The sequence below is a fragment of the Bacillus sp. AC266 genome (assembly GCF_979253805.1).
Genome location: NZ_CEEDEC010000001.1, coordinates 961,110 through 981,893, shown reverse-complemented (window position 1 = coordinate 981,893; position 20,784 = coordinate 961,110). Strand labels below are relative to the sequence as shown.

22 protein-coding genes and 2 pseudogenes are annotated in these 20,784 nt (G+C 33.7%); 17 read left to right on the top strand and 7 right to left on the bottom strand.

What is annotated here, in order from left to right:
- A partial coding sequence (locus tag AC0IXC_RS05025) for an exosporium glycoprotein BclB-related protein (RefSeq protein WP_471652660.1) occupies positions 1 to 621 on the top strand: 621 nt, incomplete at its 5' end.
- Between the two features lie 327 nt (positions 622 to 948).
- On the opposite strand, the gene AC0IXC_RS05020 is transcribed toward AC0IXC_RS05025, so the two are convergent.
- From AC0IXC_RS05020 to AC0IXC_RS05010, 3 genes are all read right to left on the bottom strand, one after another.
- Positions 949 to 1,116 (bottom strand): hypothetical protein, encoded by a 168-nt coding sequence (locus AC0IXC_RS05020; RefSeq protein WP_002085580.1) that lies wholly within the window; start codon positions 1,114 to 1,116, stop codon positions 949 to 951.
- Between the two features lie 124 nt (positions 1,117 to 1,240).
- Positions 1,241 to 1,873 carry a cupin domain-containing protein gene (locus tag AC0IXC_RS05015; RefSeq protein ID WP_326997824.1) on the bottom strand — a complete coding sequence of 211 codons (633 nt, stop codon included), beginning with the start codon at positions 1,871 to 1,873 and terminating at the stop codon, positions 1,241 to 1,243.
- Between the two features lie 293 nt (positions 1,874 to 2,166).
- Complete coding sequence (locus tag AC0IXC_RS05010) at positions 2,167 to 3,549, bottom strand: HD domain-containing protein (RefSeq protein ID WP_471652659.1); 1,383 nt, start codon at positions 3,547 to 3,549, stop codon at positions 2,167 to 2,169.
- A 219-nt stretch (positions 3,550 to 3,768) separates the two neighbouring features.
- Between AC0IXC_RS05010 and AC0IXC_RS05005 the strand changes: the two are divergent.
- The 3 genes and pseudogenes from AC0IXC_RS05005 to AC0IXC_RS04995 all read left to right on the top strand — a co-directional run.
- Positions 3,769 to 4,050 (top strand): annotated as a pseudogene (locus tag AC0IXC_RS05005) (luciferase domain-containing protein); the annotation flags it as partial.
- Positions 4,051 to 4,144: 94 nt separating this feature from the next.
- The gene (locus AC0IXC_RS05000; protein ID WP_193653835.1) at positions 4,145 to 5,455 is read left to right on the top strand and encodes a phytoene desaturase family protein; all 1,311 of its coding nucleotides are present in this window, start codon (positions 4,145 to 4,147) and stop codon (positions 5,453 to 5,455) included.
- Positions 5,433 to 6,302 (top strand): sigma-70 family RNA polymerase sigma factor, encoded by an 870-nt coding sequence (locus AC0IXC_RS04995; RefSeq protein WP_193653834.1) that lies wholly within the window; start codon positions 5,433 to 5,435, stop codon positions 6,300 to 6,302. The genes AC0IXC_RS05000 and AC0IXC_RS04995 overlap by 23 nt, the downstream gene beginning before the upstream one ends.
- 35 nt (positions 6,303 to 6,337) lie before the next feature.
- On the opposite strand, the gene AC0IXC_RS04990 is transcribed toward AC0IXC_RS04995, so the two are convergent.
- A complete protein-coding gene (locus tag AC0IXC_RS04990; protein WP_002085567.1) occupies positions 6,338 to 6,496 on the bottom strand; it encodes a hypothetical protein in 159 nt (52 codons plus the stop codon).
- Positions 6,497 to 6,801: 305 nt separating this feature from the next.
- On the opposite strand from AC0IXC_RS04990, the gene AC0IXC_RS04985 reads away from it, so the two are divergent.
- The 3 genes from AC0IXC_RS04985 to AC0IXC_RS04975 all read left to right on the top strand — a co-directional run bounded on the left by AC0IXC_RS04985 (position 6,802) and on the right by AC0IXC_RS04975 (position 9,714).
- Entirely contained in the window at positions 6,802 to 7,395 is a 594-nt protein-coding gene (locus AC0IXC_RS04985; RefSeq protein WP_002085565.1) for an O-methyltransferase, read from the top strand.
- Positions 7,396 to 7,743: 348 nt separating this feature from the next.
- Positions 7,744 to 8,856 (top strand): toxic anion resistance protein, encoded by a 1,113-nt coding sequence (locus tag AC0IXC_RS04980; protein WP_002085564.1) that lies wholly within the window; start codon positions 7,744 to 7,746, stop codon positions 8,854 to 8,856.
- 24 nt (positions 8,857 to 8,880) lie between these two features.
- Positions 8,881 to 9,714, top strand: coding sequence for a DUF3974 domain-containing protein (locus tag AC0IXC_RS04975; RefSeq protein ID WP_002035109.1), 834 nt, complete (start codon positions 8,881 to 8,883; stop codon positions 9,712 to 9,714).
- A 56-nt stretch (positions 9,715 to 9,770) separates the two neighbouring features.
- Here AC0IXC_RS04975 and AC0IXC_RS04970 read toward each other — a convergent pair whose 3' ends face one another.
- A complete protein-coding gene (locus AC0IXC_RS04970) occupies positions 9,771 to 11,330 on the bottom strand; it encodes a glycoside hydrolase family 10-like protein (RefSeq protein WP_002035110.1) in 1,560 nt (519 codons plus the stop codon).
- 226 nt (positions 11,331 to 11,556) lie between these two features.
- Between AC0IXC_RS04970 and AC0IXC_RS04965 the strand changes: the two genes are divergently transcribed.
- The 7 genes from AC0IXC_RS04965 to AC0IXC_RS04935 all read left to right on the top strand — a co-directional run bounded on the left by AC0IXC_RS04965 (position 11,557) and on the right by AC0IXC_RS04935 (position 17,930).
- Positions 11,557 to 11,862 carry a PTS sugar transporter subunit IIB gene (locus tag AC0IXC_RS04965; RefSeq protein ID WP_000865888.1) on the top strand — a complete coding sequence of 102 codons (306 nt, stop codon included), beginning with the start codon at positions 11,557 to 11,559 and terminating at the stop codon, positions 11,860 to 11,862.
- Between the two features lie 11 nt (positions 11,863 to 11,873).
- The gene (locus tag AC0IXC_RS04960; RefSeq protein WP_002035111.1) at positions 11,874 to 13,157 is read left to right on the top strand and encodes a PTS sugar transporter subunit IIC; all 1,284 of its coding nucleotides are present in this window, start codon (positions 11,874 to 11,876) and stop codon (positions 13,155 to 13,157) included.
- A 78-nt stretch (positions 13,158 to 13,235) separates the two neighbouring features.
- The gene (locus AC0IXC_RS04955) at positions 13,236 to 13,502 is read left to right on the top strand and encodes a hypothetical protein (RefSeq protein ID WP_002136308.1); all 267 of its coding nucleotides are present in this window, start codon (positions 13,236 to 13,238) and stop codon (positions 13,500 to 13,502) included.
- A 21-nt stretch (positions 13,503 to 13,523) separates the two neighbouring features.
- A complete protein-coding gene (gene anmK, locus AC0IXC_RS04950; RefSeq protein ID WP_471652775.1) occupies positions 13,524 to 14,675 on the top strand; it encodes an anhydro-N-acetylmuramic acid kinase AnmK in 1,152 nt (383 codons plus the stop codon).
- A gap of 18 nt (positions 14,676 to 14,693) precedes the next feature.
- Positions 14,694 to 15,593, top strand: coding sequence for a BadF/BadG/BcrA/BcrD ATPase family protein (locus AC0IXC_RS04945; RefSeq protein WP_002035114.1), 900 nt, complete (start codon positions 14,694 to 14,696; stop codon positions 15,591 to 15,593).
- Positions 15,594 to 15,728: 135 nt separating this feature from the next.
- Positions 15,729 to 16,277, top strand: a complete 549-nt coding sequence (gene plsY, locus AC0IXC_RS04940; protein ID WP_033709641.1) for a glycerol-3-phosphate 1-O-acyltransferase PlsY — start codon at positions 15,729 to 15,731, stop codon at positions 16,275 to 16,277.
- Positions 16,278 to 16,346: 69 nt separating this feature from the next.
- Positions 16,347 to 17,930 (top strand): aminotransferase class V-fold PLP-dependent enzyme, encoded by a 1,584-nt coding sequence (locus AC0IXC_RS04935; protein ID WP_137076831.1) that lies wholly within the window; start codon positions 16,347 to 16,349, stop codon positions 17,928 to 17,930.
- A 127-nt stretch (positions 17,931 to 18,057) separates the two neighbouring features.
- Here the strand turns inward: AC0IXC_RS04935 and AC0IXC_RS04930 are convergent, their stop codons facing one another.
- Positions 18,058 to 18,195, bottom strand: a complete 138-nt coding sequence (locus AC0IXC_RS04930) for a DUF3956 domain-containing protein (protein WP_002127410.1) — start codon at positions 18,193 to 18,195, stop codon at positions 18,058 to 18,060.
- A 343-nt stretch (positions 18,196 to 18,538) separates the two neighbouring features.
- Here AC0IXC_RS04930 and AC0IXC_RS04925 point away from each other — a divergent pair, with 343 nt between their 5' ends.
- Positions 18,539 to 18,751, top strand: coding sequence for a hypothetical protein (locus tag AC0IXC_RS04925; protein ID WP_000416118.1), 213 nt, complete (start codon positions 18,539 to 18,541; stop codon positions 18,749 to 18,751).
- A gap of 247 nt (positions 18,752 to 18,998) precedes the next feature.
- Here the strand turns inward: AC0IXC_RS04925 and AC0IXC_RS04920 are convergent, their stop codons facing one another.
- Positions 18,999 to 19,328 carry a YkvA family protein gene (locus tag AC0IXC_RS04920; RefSeq protein ID WP_002035120.1) on the bottom strand — a complete coding sequence of 110 codons (330 nt, stop codon included), beginning with the start codon at positions 19,326 to 19,328 and terminating at the stop codon, positions 18,999 to 19,001.
- A gap of 217 nt (positions 19,329 to 19,545) precedes the next feature.
- On the opposite strand from AC0IXC_RS04920, the gene AC0IXC_RS04915 reads away from it, so the two are divergent.
- The gene (locus AC0IXC_RS04915) at positions 19,546 to 19,800 is read left to right on the top strand and encodes a hypothetical protein (protein WP_080683282.1); all 255 of its coding nucleotides are present in this window, start codon (positions 19,546 to 19,548) and stop codon (positions 19,798 to 19,800) included.
- Positions 19,754 to 20,762: pseudogene (locus tag AC0IXC_RS04910) on the top strand (N-acetylmuramoyl-L-alanine amidase); the annotation flags it as partial. The gene AC0IXC_RS04915 and the pseudogene AC0IXC_RS04910, both read left to right, overlap by 47 nt.
- Positions 20,763 to 20,784 lie beyond the last annotated feature (22 nt).

Below are 20,784 nucleotides of genomic sequence, written 5' to 3'. Positions count from 1 at the left end.
GGAGCAACAGGAGCAACAGGAGCAACAGGAGCAACAGGAGCAACAGGAGCAACAGGAGCAACAGGAGCAACAGGAGCAACAGGAGCGACAGGAGCAACAGGAGCAACAGGAGCAACAGGAGCAACTGGTGGCGGAGCTATTATTCCGTTTGCTTCAGGTACAACACCATCTGCGTTAGTTAACGCGATAGTAGCTAATACAGGAACTCTTCTTGGATTTGGATTTAGTCAGCCTGGAGTTGCTTTAACGGGTGGAACAAGTATCACATTAGCGTTAGGGATAGGTGATTATGCATTTGTAGCACCACGCGCAGGGGTTATTACGTCATTAGCAGGTTTCTTTAGTGCAACAGCTGCATTAGCTCCATTAACACCTGTTCAAGTGCAGATACAAATATTAACTGCACCAGCAGCAAGTAATACGTTTACAGTACAAGGCGCACCTCTTTTATTAACACCAGCATTTGCCGCAATAGCGATTGGTTCTACAGCATCAGGAATCATAGCTGAAGCTATTCCAGTAGCGGCTGGGGATAAAGTATTATTATATGTTTCATTAACAGCAGCAAGTCCAATAGCTGCTGTTGCTGGATTTGTAAGTGCAGGTATTAATATCGTCTAACTTGTTACAATGTTTGTTTGAAATTTAAACAGACATTTGTATATAGCCCCTCCTAATTTTATTAGGTGGGGCTATATTTTTTGTGGGAAATTAGAAATAAATCAATTGAAAAGTTACTCTTTGTTAAGTTGGTATATAAAAAAAATCAAAATTTATGATTTACACTTTATTGTTTATGGAATAAGTTATATGGTTTGAAAAATTACATATAAACAAAAAAGATGAATTCTATTAAAAACAGAATTCATCCATTAAATAAACTATATACTAGTGGGTTAAATTGTTAATCATGAGCGGTGAAATGTCATTGCTCAAATTAGTAATAAACTATTTATTTTTATTACAGTTACATCCTTTTTTCTTTACATAGCCTTGCTCGGCTAAATCTCTTTGTGACTGGGAATCGGAAGATTGAGAGTTTGAAGATTGAGAGGATGCTGAAGAGCTACTATTTTTATTATTAGAGTAGTTTTTTCGATAGTTATAATTACTCATAGTACTATCACCTCCAATTAAATATATAAATATTATATGTATGTACTCTATTAATTGTTACGATAAAAAATCTCCTCGATATTTTCCGAGGAGATAAATGGTGGTTCTATTAAAATGATACTAATTAATACCCCCAGTATAGAGGGAAGTAATAAGAATCTTGGTAATATAGATTTTGTTGTTGAGTAGGGGGCTGAGTTGACTGATTTATCATGTCGCGGTTTTGATTACAGTTTCCGGGAGGACCAATTACTGTAGTGGATTGAATTGGGGATACTGCTTGTTTCCATTGTTGTTCATTGAGGCAATAAGTATGAGCCATCATATTAGCGGGAGTTAATCTTAAAATATCAGAACCAAAAATAACTTCTGGGGTTGGGGCGTCGAATATAGCTAATAAATGAGTATTATCTGCTGAAGCAATTTCATAATGCCACCACGCTTGTGGAATGTTGGCAACTTGCCCTGGTTTTATCGGTAAGTTTAATATTTGATTCGTAAATGGATTAAGTAAAGAAACGACAGCAGATCCTGAAATACAGTAAACAAGTTCAGCTGCATTTTGATGGATATGTGGTTCTACAACGTTGCCTGTACTTAAATAAATATCTAATAAAGAAGTACTTTCTAAAGTGTTTAATTGTTTTATGCCAAGTACATTTATATAATTTTGGGCATCTTTCTTAAAAAAATTACTTTTACTTAAATCATAAGTGAAGTTCGTTGAAGGAGAGGTGTAGTCAATAGTAGAAGTCAATCGTACTACCTGCCTTTCTATAGGTAAGTATGGATACACCTTTAGGATATGTGCCTAGTGTTAGTTATGTGCATTTGTCTGTATCATAATAAATTCACCTGTTTTATAAAGAATATAGGTTGTGCTTCGTATTTCTCATAATGTAAATACGGATAAAAATTAGAGCGAACTAATGAAAGTCGGAATTATTGATGTTAGGTTAGGAGTAAAAATATTGAAATTTATTTCGTATATTTTAATGGTTACGTTATATGAAAAGACCAATGCCTTATAGAAAGGAATTGGCCTTGGATTTAAGATAGTTTTTGATGAATCATTAATTGTGCTTTAGCAGTATTGGCGTAATTTAGCCACTCTAATTCCAAGTTTTGTTTTAAATCGAAATGGATTTCGATGACGTCAAAATGAGATACCTTTGTTTTAAGTGGAACAGGCATCCCATTTACTTTTTTCATGCTATGTGCAATTTTTGGAAATGCAGAGAAAGAAAAATCAATGATTGTAGCACCATCAGGTAAATAAACTGGTTGTAAATCTGTAGTATAAGCTGTAATAGTATTTTCAAATAGTTCATACGATACTAAACTACGGAAAGTGATTGGATCTGTAGTTAATAAATTGTTATTCACAATTGTATCATCCATTATTTTATAAGATATTGCTTGAATATTTGCAGTTCTATCATTCAATAAAGAAAAAATACCGTTATCTTTCAACGTTTTTGCTATTTGTGTTTGAATGATAATTGTTTGTTCAGCATCATTCATATTGACTTTAGTTTTTAAGTTGTTATTAAAATGGCTATTTTCAAGTGCTATATTATCCTCGAAATAGTTTATAGTCGGTTTATATAATTGATGTATTATTCCAAGAATTTTATAGCAATCTAGTACACTTGTAGTTGTAATACAAATTTGTGAAATACCTGATACATTTTGTATTTCTTGTAATTGTGAGTATGCAGTATATACTGGGGGAAACTCATAGTTTATTTCAAATGAAAGGTTTGTATTAGAAAAAGAATGTATCCCTTTTCTTAAATGAGTTATATTTTTTTGAAGGTGTGGCACATATTCGGTTAAAAATTTATGTACTTCAGTATATCTTTCTTTATGTAGATATTGAAAAGCAAGATTTTCTAATTCATGCTGGATTGTATATAACCCTAATCGCTTTGCAAGTGGCGCAAATAGTGTTAATGTTTCATTCGCATAAGCTACTTGTTTTGCGGGTTTTTTAACACTCAATGTTTTTATATTGTGAAGGCGATCTATAACTTTAATAATGCCAACACGTATATCTTGTTGAGAGGATACTAGTAATTTTTTAAAATTAATTGCTTCGTATAATACTTTGTTTTGATCTTGTAGTTTTTTTCCTTTTGTTAATCCATTTACAATATATTGAATAGTCGCACCAAAATGTGATTCAATTTCTTCTAGAGAGTATTCGGTATCTTCTACAACATCGTGTAATAAAGCAGCAATCAATGTTGTAATGTCAGCTTTATAATTTAGCAGTATTTCTGTAATCGCGAAAGGGTGAATAATATATGGTTCTCCAGTTTGACGGTATTGTCCATCATGTGCTTGCTCTGCAAAATGTATAGCTTTTTTCAAAAGCTTTAATTCATCAAATCGTAGATAATTTGCCTTTTGTAATAATACCTTGCTCATATATATCCATCCCTTAAATTTATTTTTAATAATAATTCTATATAATAGAATAAATACCCTTTGAAATTGTTTTAAGTGTGTAAAAAAATAAAGATATTGAGATTAAACTATATTCGTATATCCATTCATACTTTGGATTGATGGAAAAAAGTAATGAACGTGTTAATTTAATATTACATCAATCATTAAAAAGGGGTGAAGGTTCATGTCATTTAGTGAAATGAAGTACTTGGCTGGGCAGGTGTTTCTGAAAAACCGCATCGATTTGGTGGTATTGAAATAAATTATGGTAAGAAAGAACTTGGTCATTTGCATGGCGATAAGTTAGTTGATTTACCATTCCCAAAGGTAAAGCGGGATGAATTAGTGAGCCAAGGATTGGTGAAACCACATCACGTATTACCTGAATCAGGATGGATAAGTTATTATATAAAGAGTGAAGAGGATATTCCATTTGCAATTGAGTTATTTCGTATGCAATATGACAGAATAAAAAAATAATGAAATAAAATAGATAAGTAAAAATATATTTTCATGTCACATCCTTCCTTAATCGTTCGTCTCGTATGTAGAACGGATAAGGAGGGATTTTATTATGAAACATTTTGAGGTAGCAATTGTTGGTGGTGGGCTTGCTGGATTAACAGCATCTATATATTTAGCGAAAGCTGGAAGGAAAGTTATTGTATTAGAAAAGTCCAGTCACTTCGGTGGTCGAGGGATGACTATAAATAAAAACGGCATTTGTATGAATCTTGGTGCACATGCTTTATATAGAGGTGGAGAAGCGTTTATAACTTTTAATGAGCTAGGAGTAAATCTTCCAGGTGGAATCCCATCTACAAAAGCACATGGAATATGGAAAGGGGATATTTATACCATTCCAACAGATTTTCGCTCTATTTTATCAACACCGTTACTTTCATGGTCTGCAAAAGTACAGTTCGCTCGTCTTATGATTCATTTAGGAAACTTAGATTTAGAAAAAGTTCCGAAAATAAGCCTAACTACATGGGCAGAAAATGAAATTAAAGATCCAATGGTTCGAAATATATTTTATGCATTATGCCGAACAACAACATATACGTATGCTCCTACAATACAATTAGCATCTTCCGTACTAAAGCAAATACAGCTTTCTATGAAAGAAGGAGTACTTTATGTAGATGGTGGTTGGGAGACGATAATAACAAATTTAAGAGGAATAGCGAATGCTAGTGGTGTACAATTTCTGGCTAAAAAGCATGTTTTAAAAATAGAGCATTGTGAAGGAAAACAAAGAATACATTGTTTTGACGATGAAGTATTTGAAGCAGGGGCAGTTATTGTAACAACTCCACCGAAAGAGGCATGTAAAATTATAAAAGGTACAGAAGGAACAAGTTTGCAAAAATGGAGTGAACAATCTATACAAGTGACCGTGGCAGCGTTAGATATTGGTTTAAAACAATTACCGAATCCTTTGCATCATTTTGCATTGGGATTGGATCAACCTATATTTTTCACGAATCAATCGAGAGCAGCTAAATTGAGTGAAGATGGATCAATTGTAGTGAGTCTAATTAAATACCATAACCCTGTACTAGAACTGAATCATATTCAAGAAGAGAAAGAACAGTTAGAAAATATGATGGAATTGTTACATCCGAATTGGAAAAGAGAAGTTGTTGCACAGCAATATTTACCGAAAATTACGGTAGTACATGATTTTCCTCATATTGACCGTGTTGAAAAACCAGGCCCTAGTATACCTGAAATGCCAGGTGTTTACGTTGCAGGAGATTGGGCTGGGCATGATGAAATATTAGCTGATGCTGCGGTAGCAAGCGGGAAACGTGCAGCGTTACACATTTTAAAGCAATTTGAAAGTGAGGCAGTTCATCATGGAAACGGAGCAGTTATATGAAGCGTATCAACCATTATTATTTTCGTTAGCATATAGAATCCTTGGGAGTGTTATGGATGCTGAAGATATCGTCCATGACGTATTTATATCGTTTAATAATATGGAGGACGTTCAATCTATAGAAAATATGAGAGCCTATTTATGTAAAATGGTAACAAATCGCTCAATTGACAAATTACGTTCGGCAGCACATAAACGTAACGTATATGTCGGAATGTGGTTGCCAGAGCCATTTGTGGAAGAGATTGATGATCCATCAGAGTCATTTGTAATGAAAGAATCAATTTCTACGGCATATTTATTACTTTTACAACAACTGACTGAGGTAGAGAGGATTGTTTTCATATTAAGAGAGGTTTTTAGTTATGACTACGAAGAAATCGCTTCGATTGTAGAAAAGAGTAGTGTGAACTGCCGAAAAATCTTTCAACGTGCACGAAAAAGTATTTTGGATAAGCCGAAGCAGTCAACATTAAGTACGAAGAAGATGGCTGCTTACGTGGAGAAATTTGTATCAGCATTGCAGTGTGGGGATGCGCAAGGCATGTTAGAAGTATTAAAAACAGATGCGATATTGAAAGCTGATGGTGGTGGTAAAGTTACAACTGCAATTAATCCGATTTATTCTGCAGATAAAATTATACGTTTGTTCTTTGGAATTGCAAAACGATTGCCAGAAAAGTATAGTGTTGATTTCAAAATAGTAAATGGTGCACCAGGCGTTATAGTTACAATAAATAATAAAGTGACGTATGTACTTTCATTCATATTTGAGGATGAGAAAATTTCAAACATTTATATGATGGTTAATCCAGAAAAACTTATGCACTTAAATGTAATAGTATAAAAAAGACGCATTTCTTTAGAAGTGCGTCTTTTTTTTTATTTTTCTAACATTTCAAGAGGTACATCTTTTTCGCCGGCTACCTCGAATTTAATTTCCCCGTCTTCTTCATAAATGCGTTTAATAATCGGTATAGTTATCATTAGTTTTTTATGCTGTTTACGTCTTCTAGCAGCATCTAAGTTAATCACGTTCATGTGTAAGCATCCTTTCTTACAGAAATATATAAACAAAAGAAAATGCGTCCGAAAAGGGCGCTTAGTTGAATTAGAAATACCGATTCATTTAAATGGGGTTTAGATTATCTTATAATTGAAAACTGATTGTAAAATAATGTGAATTAAATAATTGCACGTAGAAATTAACTTTACCAAAAAACGAAACAATATGCTATAAAAAATTTTAATTCTTTGTCGTATAACAGGAAAAAGGTGTGCATTTCGCATATAATGAAAAGTAGACGGGCATCATGTACTTTTTCATCATATTGCTTGGAAAGGCGATGGAGAAAATGAATACTCTAGATTCATTATTATTGCAACTTGAACAATATGGAGAAGAGCATGATCGACATAAAGAAAAAAGAGAAGAAAAATTAAGAAATATTTCTCGTGAAATGGGGCAGTTTTTATCAGTATTAGTAAAGGGCTGCAATGCAAAAAAAATTTTAGAAATTGGAACTTCAAATGGCTATTCTACATTGTGGCTAGCAAATGCGGTAGAAGAAACAAATGGAAATGTTATAACTGTAGAACTTTCTTCAGAACGGGTTGGAGAGGCACTTGGAAATTTTGAAAGGGCAAATCTTACACAGAGAATCGATATTCATAATCAAGAGGCTGGGGCATTTTTAGATTCGCAAGTAGATCGTTCATTTGATTTTATTTTCCTAGATTCAGAGCGCACGCAATACATGTGGTGGTGGGAACATATAAAACGTATTTTAGAGCCAAAAGGTTTTCTTGTAATTGATAATGCAACTTCTCATGCGGGGGAATTAGCTGGATTTATAAAGATGATTGAAGAAGACGTTACGTTTGAAACCGTGTTATTAGCTTTTCAAAAGGGAGCATTTGTTGCGCGGAAGAATAATTAGAAGTGGACCTAATATAATTATCACATTGAAAGATAGTATATGTCAAAAGATAGAGCATTGTATGAATTTAAGAAGGTAACTAAATGGAATTTCAAATTAATAGTCAGTGGTGATAAGTAAGGTAAGCTATGAAGAATCCGTCTTCAGTATGTTGTTCTCTAGGTCTTAAGTCTGAGGAAAATAATGACGAGAACAGGTATACTTATACTATGAAACAGGGAATGACTGCATAAGCAGGTATTTCTTGAAAAATCGATTTCAAGCAAGCAAAAATGTATATGAAATACGATATATTAGATGAAATATAGTGCACATAAATTCGCACATATAAATAAAGGAGCGATTTTGTTGACTGAACTCGAGAAAAAAGAACCTGTATCGATTGTGAAAGATAATAATGTAGAAGTAGTAGTGGATACAGTAATAAAAGATGCAGAACTTGAAGAACTGAATAAAGAAGCAGATCTTTATGTACAAAAGTTAAATAGCGAGCAAAATACAGATTTATCAAAAGTATTGTCGCAGCTTGGAGACTTAGGGGATAAAGAGCAGCAAGCGGCAGGACAAACGCTATCAGCTTTAAAACGTCCTGTGACAGCGATGATGAATGGAAAGAATGAAGAAATTCCAAATACATTGTTAGAATTACGAAAAGTGGTATCAGAACTTGATCCAAACTCATTAAAAGCAACTGGTATGAAGAAACTTATGTTTAAAGTGTTTAAGAAAAATCCGCTTGAAAATTACGTGCATAAATATCAATCTATAGATAAGCAAATCGAGGAGATTATAAGATCACTTCTCATTGGCCGTGATAACTTGCAAGAGGATACGGTTGGTCTTGAAATGTTAAAAGAGCAATCACACGATAAAATTCACGCTCTTGATAAACAAGTATACTTAGGAAGAAAACTTGCTGGTATGCTTGAAGCTGAGAAACAAAATCCAGAACGTCAAAGGGATATTCCGTTAATAAATGATGCATTAGAAAAGATACTTGTGCGTACTCGTAATATGCAACAAGCAAAAAGTGTATTATTACAATCTATCGCATCTGTAGACATCATTAAGAAAAATAATGAAAAGCTATCAGAGGCAATTCGTAATGCAATTACGATGACGCAAAACGTTATAACGGTTTCAGCTGCAATTCAGCTCGCATTAACAAATCAACGTAAAACAATTGATGCTGTTAATGCAACAAATGAAGCGATTGAATCAATGGTATTAAGCAATTCACAAGCATTAAAACAAAATACAGAAGAAACAACAAAACTCCTAGAAAATCCTGCAATTAGCATGGATAAATTACGTGAATCATTCCAAAATGTATTTGCCGCTATTGAAGCATCTGAGAAATCGTCAGAACGTATTATTGAGTCTAGTAAGAAATTTGTAATTGAACTAGATACATTTAATGATGAGATGAAGCAGAAACTCATTCAGCGTCCAAGGAAATAACAGACTTTTAGAGGAGGTGAAAAAATGAGTTTCATTCAAGGAGTATTATTACTATTAGGATCATTACTTTTAATCGCATTTACTGTCGTTGTTTTAGTTGTATACTTCGGACGTAAACTTTATTTTTCATGGACGAAACCATATAAGAGAGCACAAGATTCCATTGAGAAATTATCAAACAAATCGACACCGTTTTTACAAGAGTTTACGCAACATCCACTCTTTTATCGCTGGATTCGTACGGAAGGAAAGAAAGAACAACATACATTGAATACTCTTTTCTGTACATCAGGTCAACGTACGAGAGAACAAGTATTTTCAATGTTACCGAAAGAAAAACAGAAAAAAGTGCATGTAATGGCAAAAACAACGAAAAAGCTTACAAATGAAGATATCGATGTGGCCGCGATGAAAGTGAAAGATTTCTTAAGACAAGAAACGCAGCAAACTGTAAAACCGACAGACTTATCGTTTTATAAATTGTATTTCTATGATCGATATCCAGATGCATTAAATACAATTCAAGCATATAAACGCTCGATTAATCCTTCACTACAAAGAACAGTTGATGACATTACAATTTCAGTATTAAATGCATTGCCGTACTATCAAGAACAACGCATGTTTGAACAACAACATAAACTTGAAACGTTCTTAATGAAAGATTTAACAGCGATGTTATCATTAGTGGTACAATTACCACCATCACAACGTCCTGAAAAAGAAGAAGAACTAAAAATATACTTGCAAAATTTCCAAAAAGAAATGGAAGTAGTAGAGCGTGATATTCGCGACTCCATTGATCATGATTTGAATGTGAAGATGAGAGCAGCGACTGAGAAGTTTAAGAATAAATAAAAAAGGCGCCTTAAAAGCTAAGTATTTCTCAGCTTTAAGGCGTTTTTTTTGAGATTTTATTTTGCCTTAACGGTAGTAAAACTAGAAGGAATGCTTTCATTATGCAATCGATCAACTGCAGTTACCACATACGTATACGTTTCTCCAGAAATAGCCGTTTTATCTACGTAAATTTCTCCAAGTTTTGTTTTTCTTACAGTAGTAAGTAAATGTTTTGGGTTTTGTATATCCACTTCATTTTTTCCATTCACACGGTAAATGGCGTAATAAGAAGAGTCATTATCTCTATTGTCAATTATTCCTACGGCAATACCTTCATCTCTTGGAATGGCACCTTTTAAAGTAGGTTGTTTTGGCGGATCATGATCAAGCCAAGGCATAGGTGGAATTAATGCAGGGTGTTTATATATGTCTTTTGAGAGTCTATCTTTAATTCCAAGTGGATTGTTATTTATATCTTTTAAACTGAAATGCATACTACCTTTTATTTGTGGATATTGATGGTTTAAAGCGATTTGCTTTGGATATTCTTCTGGCTCAGACCAAGCAGGCACAGAGTTGTTATTTATTTTATAAGCCGCTTGACCGATGTATAGGTGAATCGGTTTATTATTTGTTTCTTTTACCCACCAATCTACTAATATATCATATGCAGCAGGTGTGAAACCTATATTCCAATATATTTGAGGTGTAATGTAGTCAATGTACCCTTTTTGTATCCACTCACGTGTGTCAGCATAAAGGTCATCGTAGTTTCTTTGACCTGCGGTTGTATTAGAGCCAGTTGGATCGTCAGCTATATTTCGCCATACGCCAAATGGACTAATGCCAAATTTCACGTATGATTTTTCTTGTTTTATAGCAGTATTTAAACCTTTTACGAGTTCATTTACATTATTGCGACGCCAATCTTCGATAGTTGAAAAATTCTCATTATTATATGATTCAAATGTTTTTTGATCAGGAAATTCTTCGCCAACTACTTTATAAGGGTAAAAATAATCGTCCATATGAATTGCATCAACATCATAATTTTTTACGATTTCTAAAGCGCCTTCCGTTATAAAGTTTTTCACATCAGGAATACCAGGGTTGTAATATAGCTTCCCGCCGTAAGGTACAACCCAATCGGGATGTTGTCTTGCAGGGTGATTATTTGATAATCGATTTATATCAGTGTGATTCATCGTTATTCGGTATGGATTAATCCATGCGTGGAATTCTATATTTCTTTTATGTGCTTCTTCAATCATAAATGCGAGCGGGTCGTATCCAGGGTCTTTTCCTTGTGTACCCGTAATGTATTCAGACCAAGGACCGTAATTTGAAGGATAGAAAGCATCAGCAGTCGGTTTAATTTGTACAACGACTGCATTCATACCAGTGTTTTTTACATCGTCTAATAGTCTTATAAATTCTTGTTTCTGCTTTTCAATAGGTAAGCCAGTTTTTGAAGGCCAATCAATATTGAGAACAGATGCTAGCCATACAGCGCGTAATTCATGTTTTTTGTAAGTAGTATTTACTTCAGCATAAGTAGAGTGAGGGGAAATGAAAGAGAAAGGAGTAAACAATATGACGATACAGCACATCATTACTAAACGTTTCATAATCATTTATACGCCTCCCTATTATACGATTATTTAAAATAATATATGATGTTAGGTTGGCCCTGCAATTGAGAAAAATAAATATTGAAACATTAATTTAATAGGAAAAATATTTTTAGTGAAATTTACTTTCAGTATAACTAAATCGTTTCATTTCTTCATATGCTAGTTAGTAAAGTGAAACTTTCTTTCATTTGAAAGAAACAATTTATAAGTATAGGAGGATTCAATAATGAAAGTTTTATTCGTTTGTTCTGGAGGAATGTCCAGCGCAATTGTTGTAAACGCTTTAAAAAAAGAAGCAGAGAAAAAAGGTATGAACATGGAAGTGCATGCTATTGGAACAAGTGAGGTGGAGGAAGAAGTAAAGAATGGTTGGGATGTTGTAATGGTTGCACCTCAAGTTAGACATCGATTTGACGCTGTAAAAAAACTTACAGAACAAGAATCTATTCCGTGCGGTATTATTCCGCCGCAAGCATACACGCCGCTTGGTGGACCGACTTTATTAAAAACTGTAAATGAATTAATTAGTTAGGGGGAAGCGTTATGAATAAGTTTGTCACGTTTCTTGATAAAAACTTATCTGGACCGATGGCAAGGCTTTCTGAACAGAGGCATTTACAAGCAATCCGTGATGGAGTTATTTCGGCGTTACCATTTATTATCGTAGGGAGTTTCTTTTTAATAGTAGCATTTCCACCATTACCGAAAGATAGTTTCATATCAGCCTGGGCATTGAAAAATCAAACAAGTATATTAATACCATATCGTTTAACGATGTTTATTATGTCTTTATATATAGCATTTGGTATAGGATACAATTTAGCGAAAAGTTATAAGTTAGATGCTTTATCAGGGGCACAGTTAGCAGTATGCTCACTACTTTTAACATTGACGCCCGAATTAATCGATAAAAAAGGATTTATGCTTCCGATGACAAATCTCGGAGGGCATGGATTATTCGTAACGATGATCGTATCTATTTTATCAGTAGAGATTTTAAGATTTTGTAAGACGAAAAATGTAATGATTAAAATGCCAGAACAAGTACCGCCGTCTGTTTCACGTTCGTTTGAAGCACTTATACCTGCTGCATTCGTAATTATTTTAATGAGTTTAGTAACTGTCGTTTTTAGTATTGATTTACATCATGTAGTTGATAAATTAGCGGCACCGTTAGTAAAAGCTGGTGATAGTTACTTCGGTGTAATCATTCCAGTATTTTTAATTACATTTTTTTGGTCATTCGGAATCCATGGTGTGTCGGTTGTTGGAACTGTTGCCCGGCCATTATGGGAAGTATATTTAGGGAAAAATGGTGAAGCAGTTGCTAGTGGAGCAGATCAGTTGCCATTCATATCACCAGAGCCGTTATACCAATGGTTTATATGGATTGGTGGTTCTGGTGCGACGTTAGGGCTTGTATTAGCTATGATTGTATTTGGTCGATCAAAATATTCGAAAGCATTATCAAGAACTTGTATTGTTCCTGGTATTTTTAATATTAATGAACCTGTTATTTTCGGATTACCGATTGTACTAAATCCAATTTTAATTATCCCGTTTATCATTACACCACTAGTAACAGCAACTGTTGCATATTCAGCAACTGCGATGGGATTTGTAACGCCAACACATATTATGCCGCCGTGGACATTACCAGCTCCAATTGGCGCGTATTTAGCCACAGGTGGAGATTGGCGTGCAGTAGTATTAGTTTTTATAAATATAGCAATATCATTCCTTATTTACCTACCATTCTTTAAAATGTACGACAAAAACATGCTTGAAATTGAGAAAAATGGTGATGGGGAATCTGTTAATCCGTAAGTTTTATATTTTATTTTTGAGTGATAGGCATTTTGTCTATCACTTCTTTCACATTAAGTCCAGAGAGGGTGAAATAGAATGAATATAAAATTTAGCTATAAAGGTGTATTTTTATTGTTATTTGGAGTGATATGTGCAAATTTACTTTTCGTACCTTTATTAAGAATGCTAAATCTATCACAAATGCATAGTATATGGCTCGTTACAAGCTTTGCGGCAAGTATTTTGCTTACGGTAGTTGTTTCTTTCATTGATGGATCGTTTGCATCGAAAGCACAGTTGTTTTTTAGATTTATATTGTTTTCTGTAGGTTGTACGTTGTTTACTTACATAATTGTTTTTTAGTGAATAGGGGGCATGCATATTATGTATATTGCAGGGATAATGTCCGGTACATCGTTAGACGGAATAGATGTAGCGCTCGTTCATGTAGAAGGAAGCGGTGTAGATTCTAAAGTCGAACTCATTCATTTTACTACTGTTCCATTTTGTAAGGATATAAAAAATGAGATACTGCAGGCTTTATCAATTGATACATCTAATGTTCAATTGATATGCAGTTTGAACTTTAAGCTTGGTTTATGTTTTGCCAATGCTGTGGAGGAAGTTTGTAAAAAGGCTGATTTGTCATTGGAACAATTAGATTTAATAGGCTCTCACGGACAAACGATTTATCATCAGCCAAAGCAAGAAGGCAATAGTATTTCTTCGACATTGCAAATTGGAGAACCAGCAGTTATAGCATATGAAACGAACACTACGGTTATCTCTAATTTTCGAACGATGGATATGGCAGCAGGGGGACAAGGTGCACCACTTGTGCCATATTCAGAGGTCATTTTGTATCGTCATCAAACTAAAAATAGATTACTACAAAATATTGGCGGAATCGGTAATGTTACAGTAGTACCAAGTCATCTAAGTGATAAGAGTGTTATTGCTTTTGATACTGGCCCAGGAAATATGGTAATCGATGATGTATGTCAAAGATTATTTCAGTTGCCATATGATCAAAATGGTAGGATTGCAAAACAAGGAGTAGTTGTAGATGAAATTTTGACATATTGTATGAACCATCCATTTTTGAAAATGAATCCACCGAAATCAACTGGTAGAGAACAGTTTGGAGAAAAGTTTGTAAGTGAATTATTGAAGCGGTTTGAAAAGCATGGTAAAGAAAATCTTTTGACGACTGTCACGATGTTTACAGCAAGTTCAATTGTTCATCATTATAAGGAGTTTATTCTGCCGTATTATGAAATCGATGAAGTAATTTTAGGTGGTGGGGGCAGTTATAATCGTACACTTGTTGAAATGATACGAAATGGATTGAAGGAAGAAAAGTGCGCGATATTCATTCAAGAAGATATAGGCTATTCTTCAGAGGCGAAAGAAGCAATTGCCTTTGCGATATTAGCAAACGAAACGCATCATCGTAATCCGAGTAATGTGCCAAGCGCAACAGGTGCAAAGCAATCTGTAGTTTTAGGGAATATAACATTCCCTCCAATAAGATGATGAAAATGAGGCGAACATATGAAGTATATGATTGGAGTAGATGGTGGGGGCACGAAGACAGAAGCAATTGCATTTGATCAAGACGGAAACGAAGTTGTAAGAGGTACGAGTGGGTTTGGAAATATATTAATAGATTATGAAAAAGCAGTTTCGCATATTATGGAGGCGATCGATCAATGCAAGAAAGCTTTAATAGATGGGCACTGCGTTTGTATTTGTTTAGGGTTAGCGGGTGTAAGTGGAGCAAATACAAATGAATTAACAGTACGTCTAAAAAAGAAGTACCAAACACAAATTGAAGTTTTAAATGACGCAATGATTGCACATGCAGCTGCTTTAAAAGGTAAGAATGGAATATTAACTATAGGTGGTACAGGTGCAATTTGTATAGGAAAGAAAGACGAAGTGTACGAGTATAGCGGTGGATGGGGACATATTTTAGGGGATGAGGGAAGCGGTTATTGGATTGCGTTACAAGGTTTAAAGAGAATGGCAAATCAATTTGATCAAGGAGTTAGACTTTGTCCATTAAGCTTAAGGATTCAAGACGAGTTTCGACTTTTAACATCATCTCATATAAAAAGACTAGTATATAGTTCTTCAAAAGATAAAGTTGCAGCAATTGCACCATTAATTATAGAGGAAGCGAGGAATGGGAATGATGATGCACATAAAATTATTCTGCAAGCGGCTAAGGAATTAACGATAATTACGGTGAATATTTACAACAAGATGCAGTTTGATTTATCACCTTTAATTGCAGTAAGTGGCAGTATATTGCGTTTCGTTCCTGAGATATATGCTGAATTTAAGAAATGCTGTGAGAAAAATATGGGAGAAGTTATATTCGTATCACCATCAGAAATGGCAGTGAAAGGAACATATCATTTAATGAAGGGTGTATATTTTATAAAATAGAAGTATGAGAATTTTTGTATGATTTGTAAAAATATGATGTTAAAATATACAAAGGGATGTAAAGCAAGAAAAAGTACAATATACATAGTCATTGAATATTGTATAAGTACTCCCATGTAGAAAGTGAATGATTACATGATTAATAGTATGCAATTTTTGTATTTGGTGGCTTCTTATTTATTTGGAAACATATTGACCGCTTATATAGTAACGAAATGGAAACATAATGTTGATATTCGTGAAGAAGGAAGTGGTAATCCTGGCGCAAGAAATATGGGGCGCGTATATGGAAAAGGGTATTTCGTCGCTACATTTTTAGGTGATGCGATCAAAGGGGCAATCGTAGTTTCTATTGCAAAATACCTTTTCGAAGATTCTACATTTGTAATGTTAGCTTTACTGGCTGTTATACTTGGACATATTTACCCAATTTTATTTAAAGGCAAGGGCGGAAAAGGCATTTCAACATTTATTGGAGGGTTAATTGCATTTGATTATTTGATAGCGCTTACTCTTATTGCTGTGTTCATTATATTTTATTTAATCTTTAAAGGATTTACTAAGCCCGGACTAATTACAATCGCTTGTTTACCAGTTTGCATGATTTTGTATTCTTACTCTATTGTTATGACTATTTTAAGTGCACTAATCATTGTACTTATTTTATATGTAAATCGAGAATGAAATGAACTTTTAATAAGTGGAGTTAATCTCCACTTATAATTTTTATTAAATACATAAAGGAGATACAACATGGGGTTAATTTATAAAGTTGCTGATCAAGCTTGGGAATTTGAAAGTATACATAAATTGAATTATAAAACATTTGTAGAAGAAATTCCGCAACATGAAGAAACGAAAGATCGTGTTCGTATAGATCATTTCCATGAAGAAAATACATATTTAATTTGTTTAGATGACGATAAGTTAGTAGGTATGGTTGCATTGCGAGGAAAACGACCATTCTCGTTAGATTATAAAATTCCAAATCTAGATTTTTATTTGCAAGAACATGGAGAAAATGTATATGAAATTCGTTTACTTTCAGTAGAACGTGAATATCGAAATGGAAGAGCATTGTTAGGTTTAATTCGCTTTTTACATCGTTATTTGCTTCTAAATGGATATGAATTGGCACTCATTTCTGCTACAACACGTGAACTACTTTTATATGAGCAAATGGGATTCAAATCTTTCCATACGTTAGTTGGTACTGAAGAAGCAGCCTTCCAGCCAATGTATGTTACCCCAGCTATGTTTGAAGAGTCGAGTGTTGGGGGTATTATGACGAAAGAATATACGTTTTTACCTGGTCCAGTGGATATTGAAGAAAATGTTCGAAAGGCATTTTCTACTAAGCCTATTTCGCATCGTTCTAAGTCATTTCAAGTGACAATGGAAAATGTAAAAAAACGTTTACTGCAAATGACAAAAGCAAAACGTGTGCAAATAATGTTAGGAACAGGGACGTTAGCGAATGATGCCATTGCTTTACAGTTGAATTCTTTAAAAGGGAAAGGACTAGTTTTAACAAATGGGGAATTTGGAAATAGGTTAGTGGGACATGCAACACGTGCGCAATTACATTATGATACGCATAAAAAAGAAATGGCAGAGCCGTTTATTTATACAGAATTAGAAAAAATAATGGCAACTGGAAATTATGAATGGCTTTGGTTTGTTCACCATGAAACATCAACTGGAATGTTAAATAATTTAGAAGAACTAAACATTCTTTGTAAAAAATATCAAATGAAACTATGTGTAGATTGTATAAGCTCAATTGGAGCAATATCAATAAATTTGAAGGATGTATATTTTGCAAGTGGTGTTAGCGGCAAAGCGATTAAATCATATACAGGATTATCTTTCGTTTTTCATAATCACATGATAGAGAAAAACGAAGCAATACCTGTGTATATGGATATTGGTATGTATGAAATGAATGATAGTATTCCATACTCCCATTCATGGAATTTAATTTATGCATTGCAAGAAGCATTGAAGCGACTTGAAGATGAAGAGGCATTTGAAAAAATAAAAGAGGCGTATGCTTATATTGAACAAGCTATTAATACTATGGATTTAAAGCTTGTTTCACCTAAAGATCATGCCGCTCAAATTGTTCTTACCATTCAATTAAACGAAGGGCAGTGTTCTAAGGCAGTAGGTGATGCGTTAGCGTTACAAGGATATATGGTTCATTATGAATCAGCATATTTACAAAAGAATAACTGGATTCAAATAGCATGTCTGAATCACTATAAAGAACGTGATATGAAGAGGATGTTAAATTGTTTGCAGATGTGTGTGTTAAAGAAAGTTCTTTTAACGTAAATGCTTGTATATTTATTATATAATTTCTACAAGGCTATGAGTCACACTTGCTAAGTGTATAGAAGTGCATTTTTTGACAAGAGTTTAAAAGAGAGCGAAAGCTCTCTTTTAAACTTACTTAAATGAATTACCCACAGATTGGAATACCGAGAACTCTCAAAGCTAGTGCTACTTGAAGAGTAATTTCCAATCTAGCAATTTCGATGCCAGCAACTGTGAGTACTAAAAAAGGTTGGCCGTTTACGAACACAATACAACTTTCCATATATACGCCTCCTTTCTAGTGATCTACTACAGTATATGAATGAAACTGTAATACGTTATAGTTGGATTTATGAATTTTATAAAAATAATAGATTTACCCTATGTTTACGAAACAAATGGAGTTTCATAGTGTTAATAATTTAATTGTTAGACAAGGAAGCATCTATAATAAGATGCTTTTTATTATATTTACGTTTCAGCGTGACAATAAATAAAGTTAATCAATGACGAATTGAGAGGGAAATATATTGATAAATATTTGTATGAGGTAAACTAAGAAGGTTTTAGAAAAACGAAAAGGAATTTTTATACTTGTAACATAAAAATTCTAGGGGGATGTTAATATGGAAAAAACTATGATGGTAGAAACAACAAACATGATGATGTCTATGGAAAAAATGATGTGTGAAATGAAGTGTATGAAAATGATGATGAATAACATGATGCAAATGGATGTAGAAATGGATAAGGCAATGATGGTGAAAATGAATGAATGTGATGAAATGATGAAGACTACTATGTCTATGATGAAAGCGATGAAAGAGAAATGTTGTTGAAGTAGCAAAGTATAGCGTAAAATGATGATGATCTTGTAAATTTAAATTAGTAAAGAGCCTGTTTTAGTTGGTAAATTAAAATAGGCTCTTTTAACTATTGTTCAAAAATAAATTGAGTTGACAAAAAAGAACTAAAAGATTATTTTAGTTCTTTTTTCTGTATTAACACTGTTCAAATCATTTGTTTAAAAGCTATAGATGATGGTTAGGCAGTGAGCAAAGACAAGTAAGAGCCTATCTTTCTTCGTTAAATGTGTGCTGAAGTAAATAATGATTCCATTTTTATTTTACTCTTTTCTCTAATTTCAGCATCAGCATGTCGCATAACATATTTATGCGCCACAGCGATTGCTAAAACATCATCTAATAAGCCAATCCCAATAATAGCAGCTATATCTGGAATGAAATCGATTGTTAATACGTAATAGGATAAAGCGGCTAATATAATGAGTTTCGCTTTAGTAGGTAACTCTTTCTTTTTCATTGTGTAAAATAAAATAATACTTTCATATACGCTTGATTTCCCGAGGTTTACTGAGCTTTTTTTGAATTTTTTCCAAAGTGTCTGTTTCTCCATATAAACACTCCTTTTCCAAAAAATAGATTTTTTAAAAGGATGGACAAAGAAGCGAAAGAATAATCAATTTTATTGTTTTTTCTTATTGTATATTTCGATATTTATAAGCGAATACCTGTTCAAAATAAAACAATGCTTGTTAAGCGGATACGATTATGGAGATGGATGAAGAGAAAATCTGTTTTGGAAAGCAAATAAGTTTCCGATAGAGGTTTCAATGAATTATTTGCGTTCTGCAACGAAGGCAGAAAAAACTTTTGATTTCTTAATACCAGCTATCTTGACAATAATTATTAGATTGTTTATAGCGTATATGAATCCGAATACAACAATAATATTGAAAGGAATTAAGGATATAAATAATCAATCACTTACATTCATTCCAATTTTAGCTGGTTTTAATATAGCTAATTACCTCGTTCCTTATGATTCTAGTACTTGCTGGTTCATTTGCTACAAGTGTTTTTGCTGATAGAAAGTTTTTTATTCCTAATTTCCCAAAACAACCATATCGTTTTGGCGTAGGTATTTATGAGGGCGTAGTAGCTCATAGTACAGCGACTTCTGAAATATTCAAAAGTATGAATCTCGTACATGAAGAAACGTATTTGTTCAATATGCTGTTGATTGAGATGAAACAATCCAAATCGCTAATATAAAATACATTGCATATGGCGGTGGACCTGCTGCTAATAAACGATTTGTACATGTAGAGTTATGTGAAACAGCAGACCATACAAAGCTCGAGCGTTCATATGAAAAATACGTAAAACTTTTAGCGGAAATCTTAAAAGATAACAAGTTATCTGTAGGAAAAGGATTGTGGATTCACTACGATGTGATTAAATATCTTGGCAGTACAGATCATGAAGATCAACTTGATTATTTAAAATCTCATGGGGGATCAGGAGCTCAATCCCGTGCTGATGTACAACGGGCATACAATAATTCTAGTGTGGATGTTTCTGTACATGAAAGCCACCTAAACCAACAGAAGTACCAACAGCTGTAACCGATGGTATAGCTTATATTGAAGGCTACAACGTTAATTTACGTAAAGGACCAGACACAAGCTATTCTAAGATTCATCAACTAAATAAATCAGAAGCTTATGTTGAATGGGGCGAAAAGCCTGGTTGGTTAAACCTTGGTGGAGAGCAATGGATTAAGAACACTCCATCCTATGTGAAGTTTAGTAAGAAAAGTACAGTAGATTCTTCTATTGTAGGAAAGCGTGTTGTTTCTAAAGTTAACATTCTACGTTTCTATGATGCTCGACCTTGGTAGGATAGAGACGTGGATGGTTTTGTAGATGTAGGTGAGGTATTTACAATTTTTAGGAAGTTGAATATGGAAGGTTCAGTACAATTTAAGGCGCACAATAGTATAGGGAAAACATATTATATTACGATCAATGAAGTTTATGTATATGTAACTGTATTACTACAGTATAGTA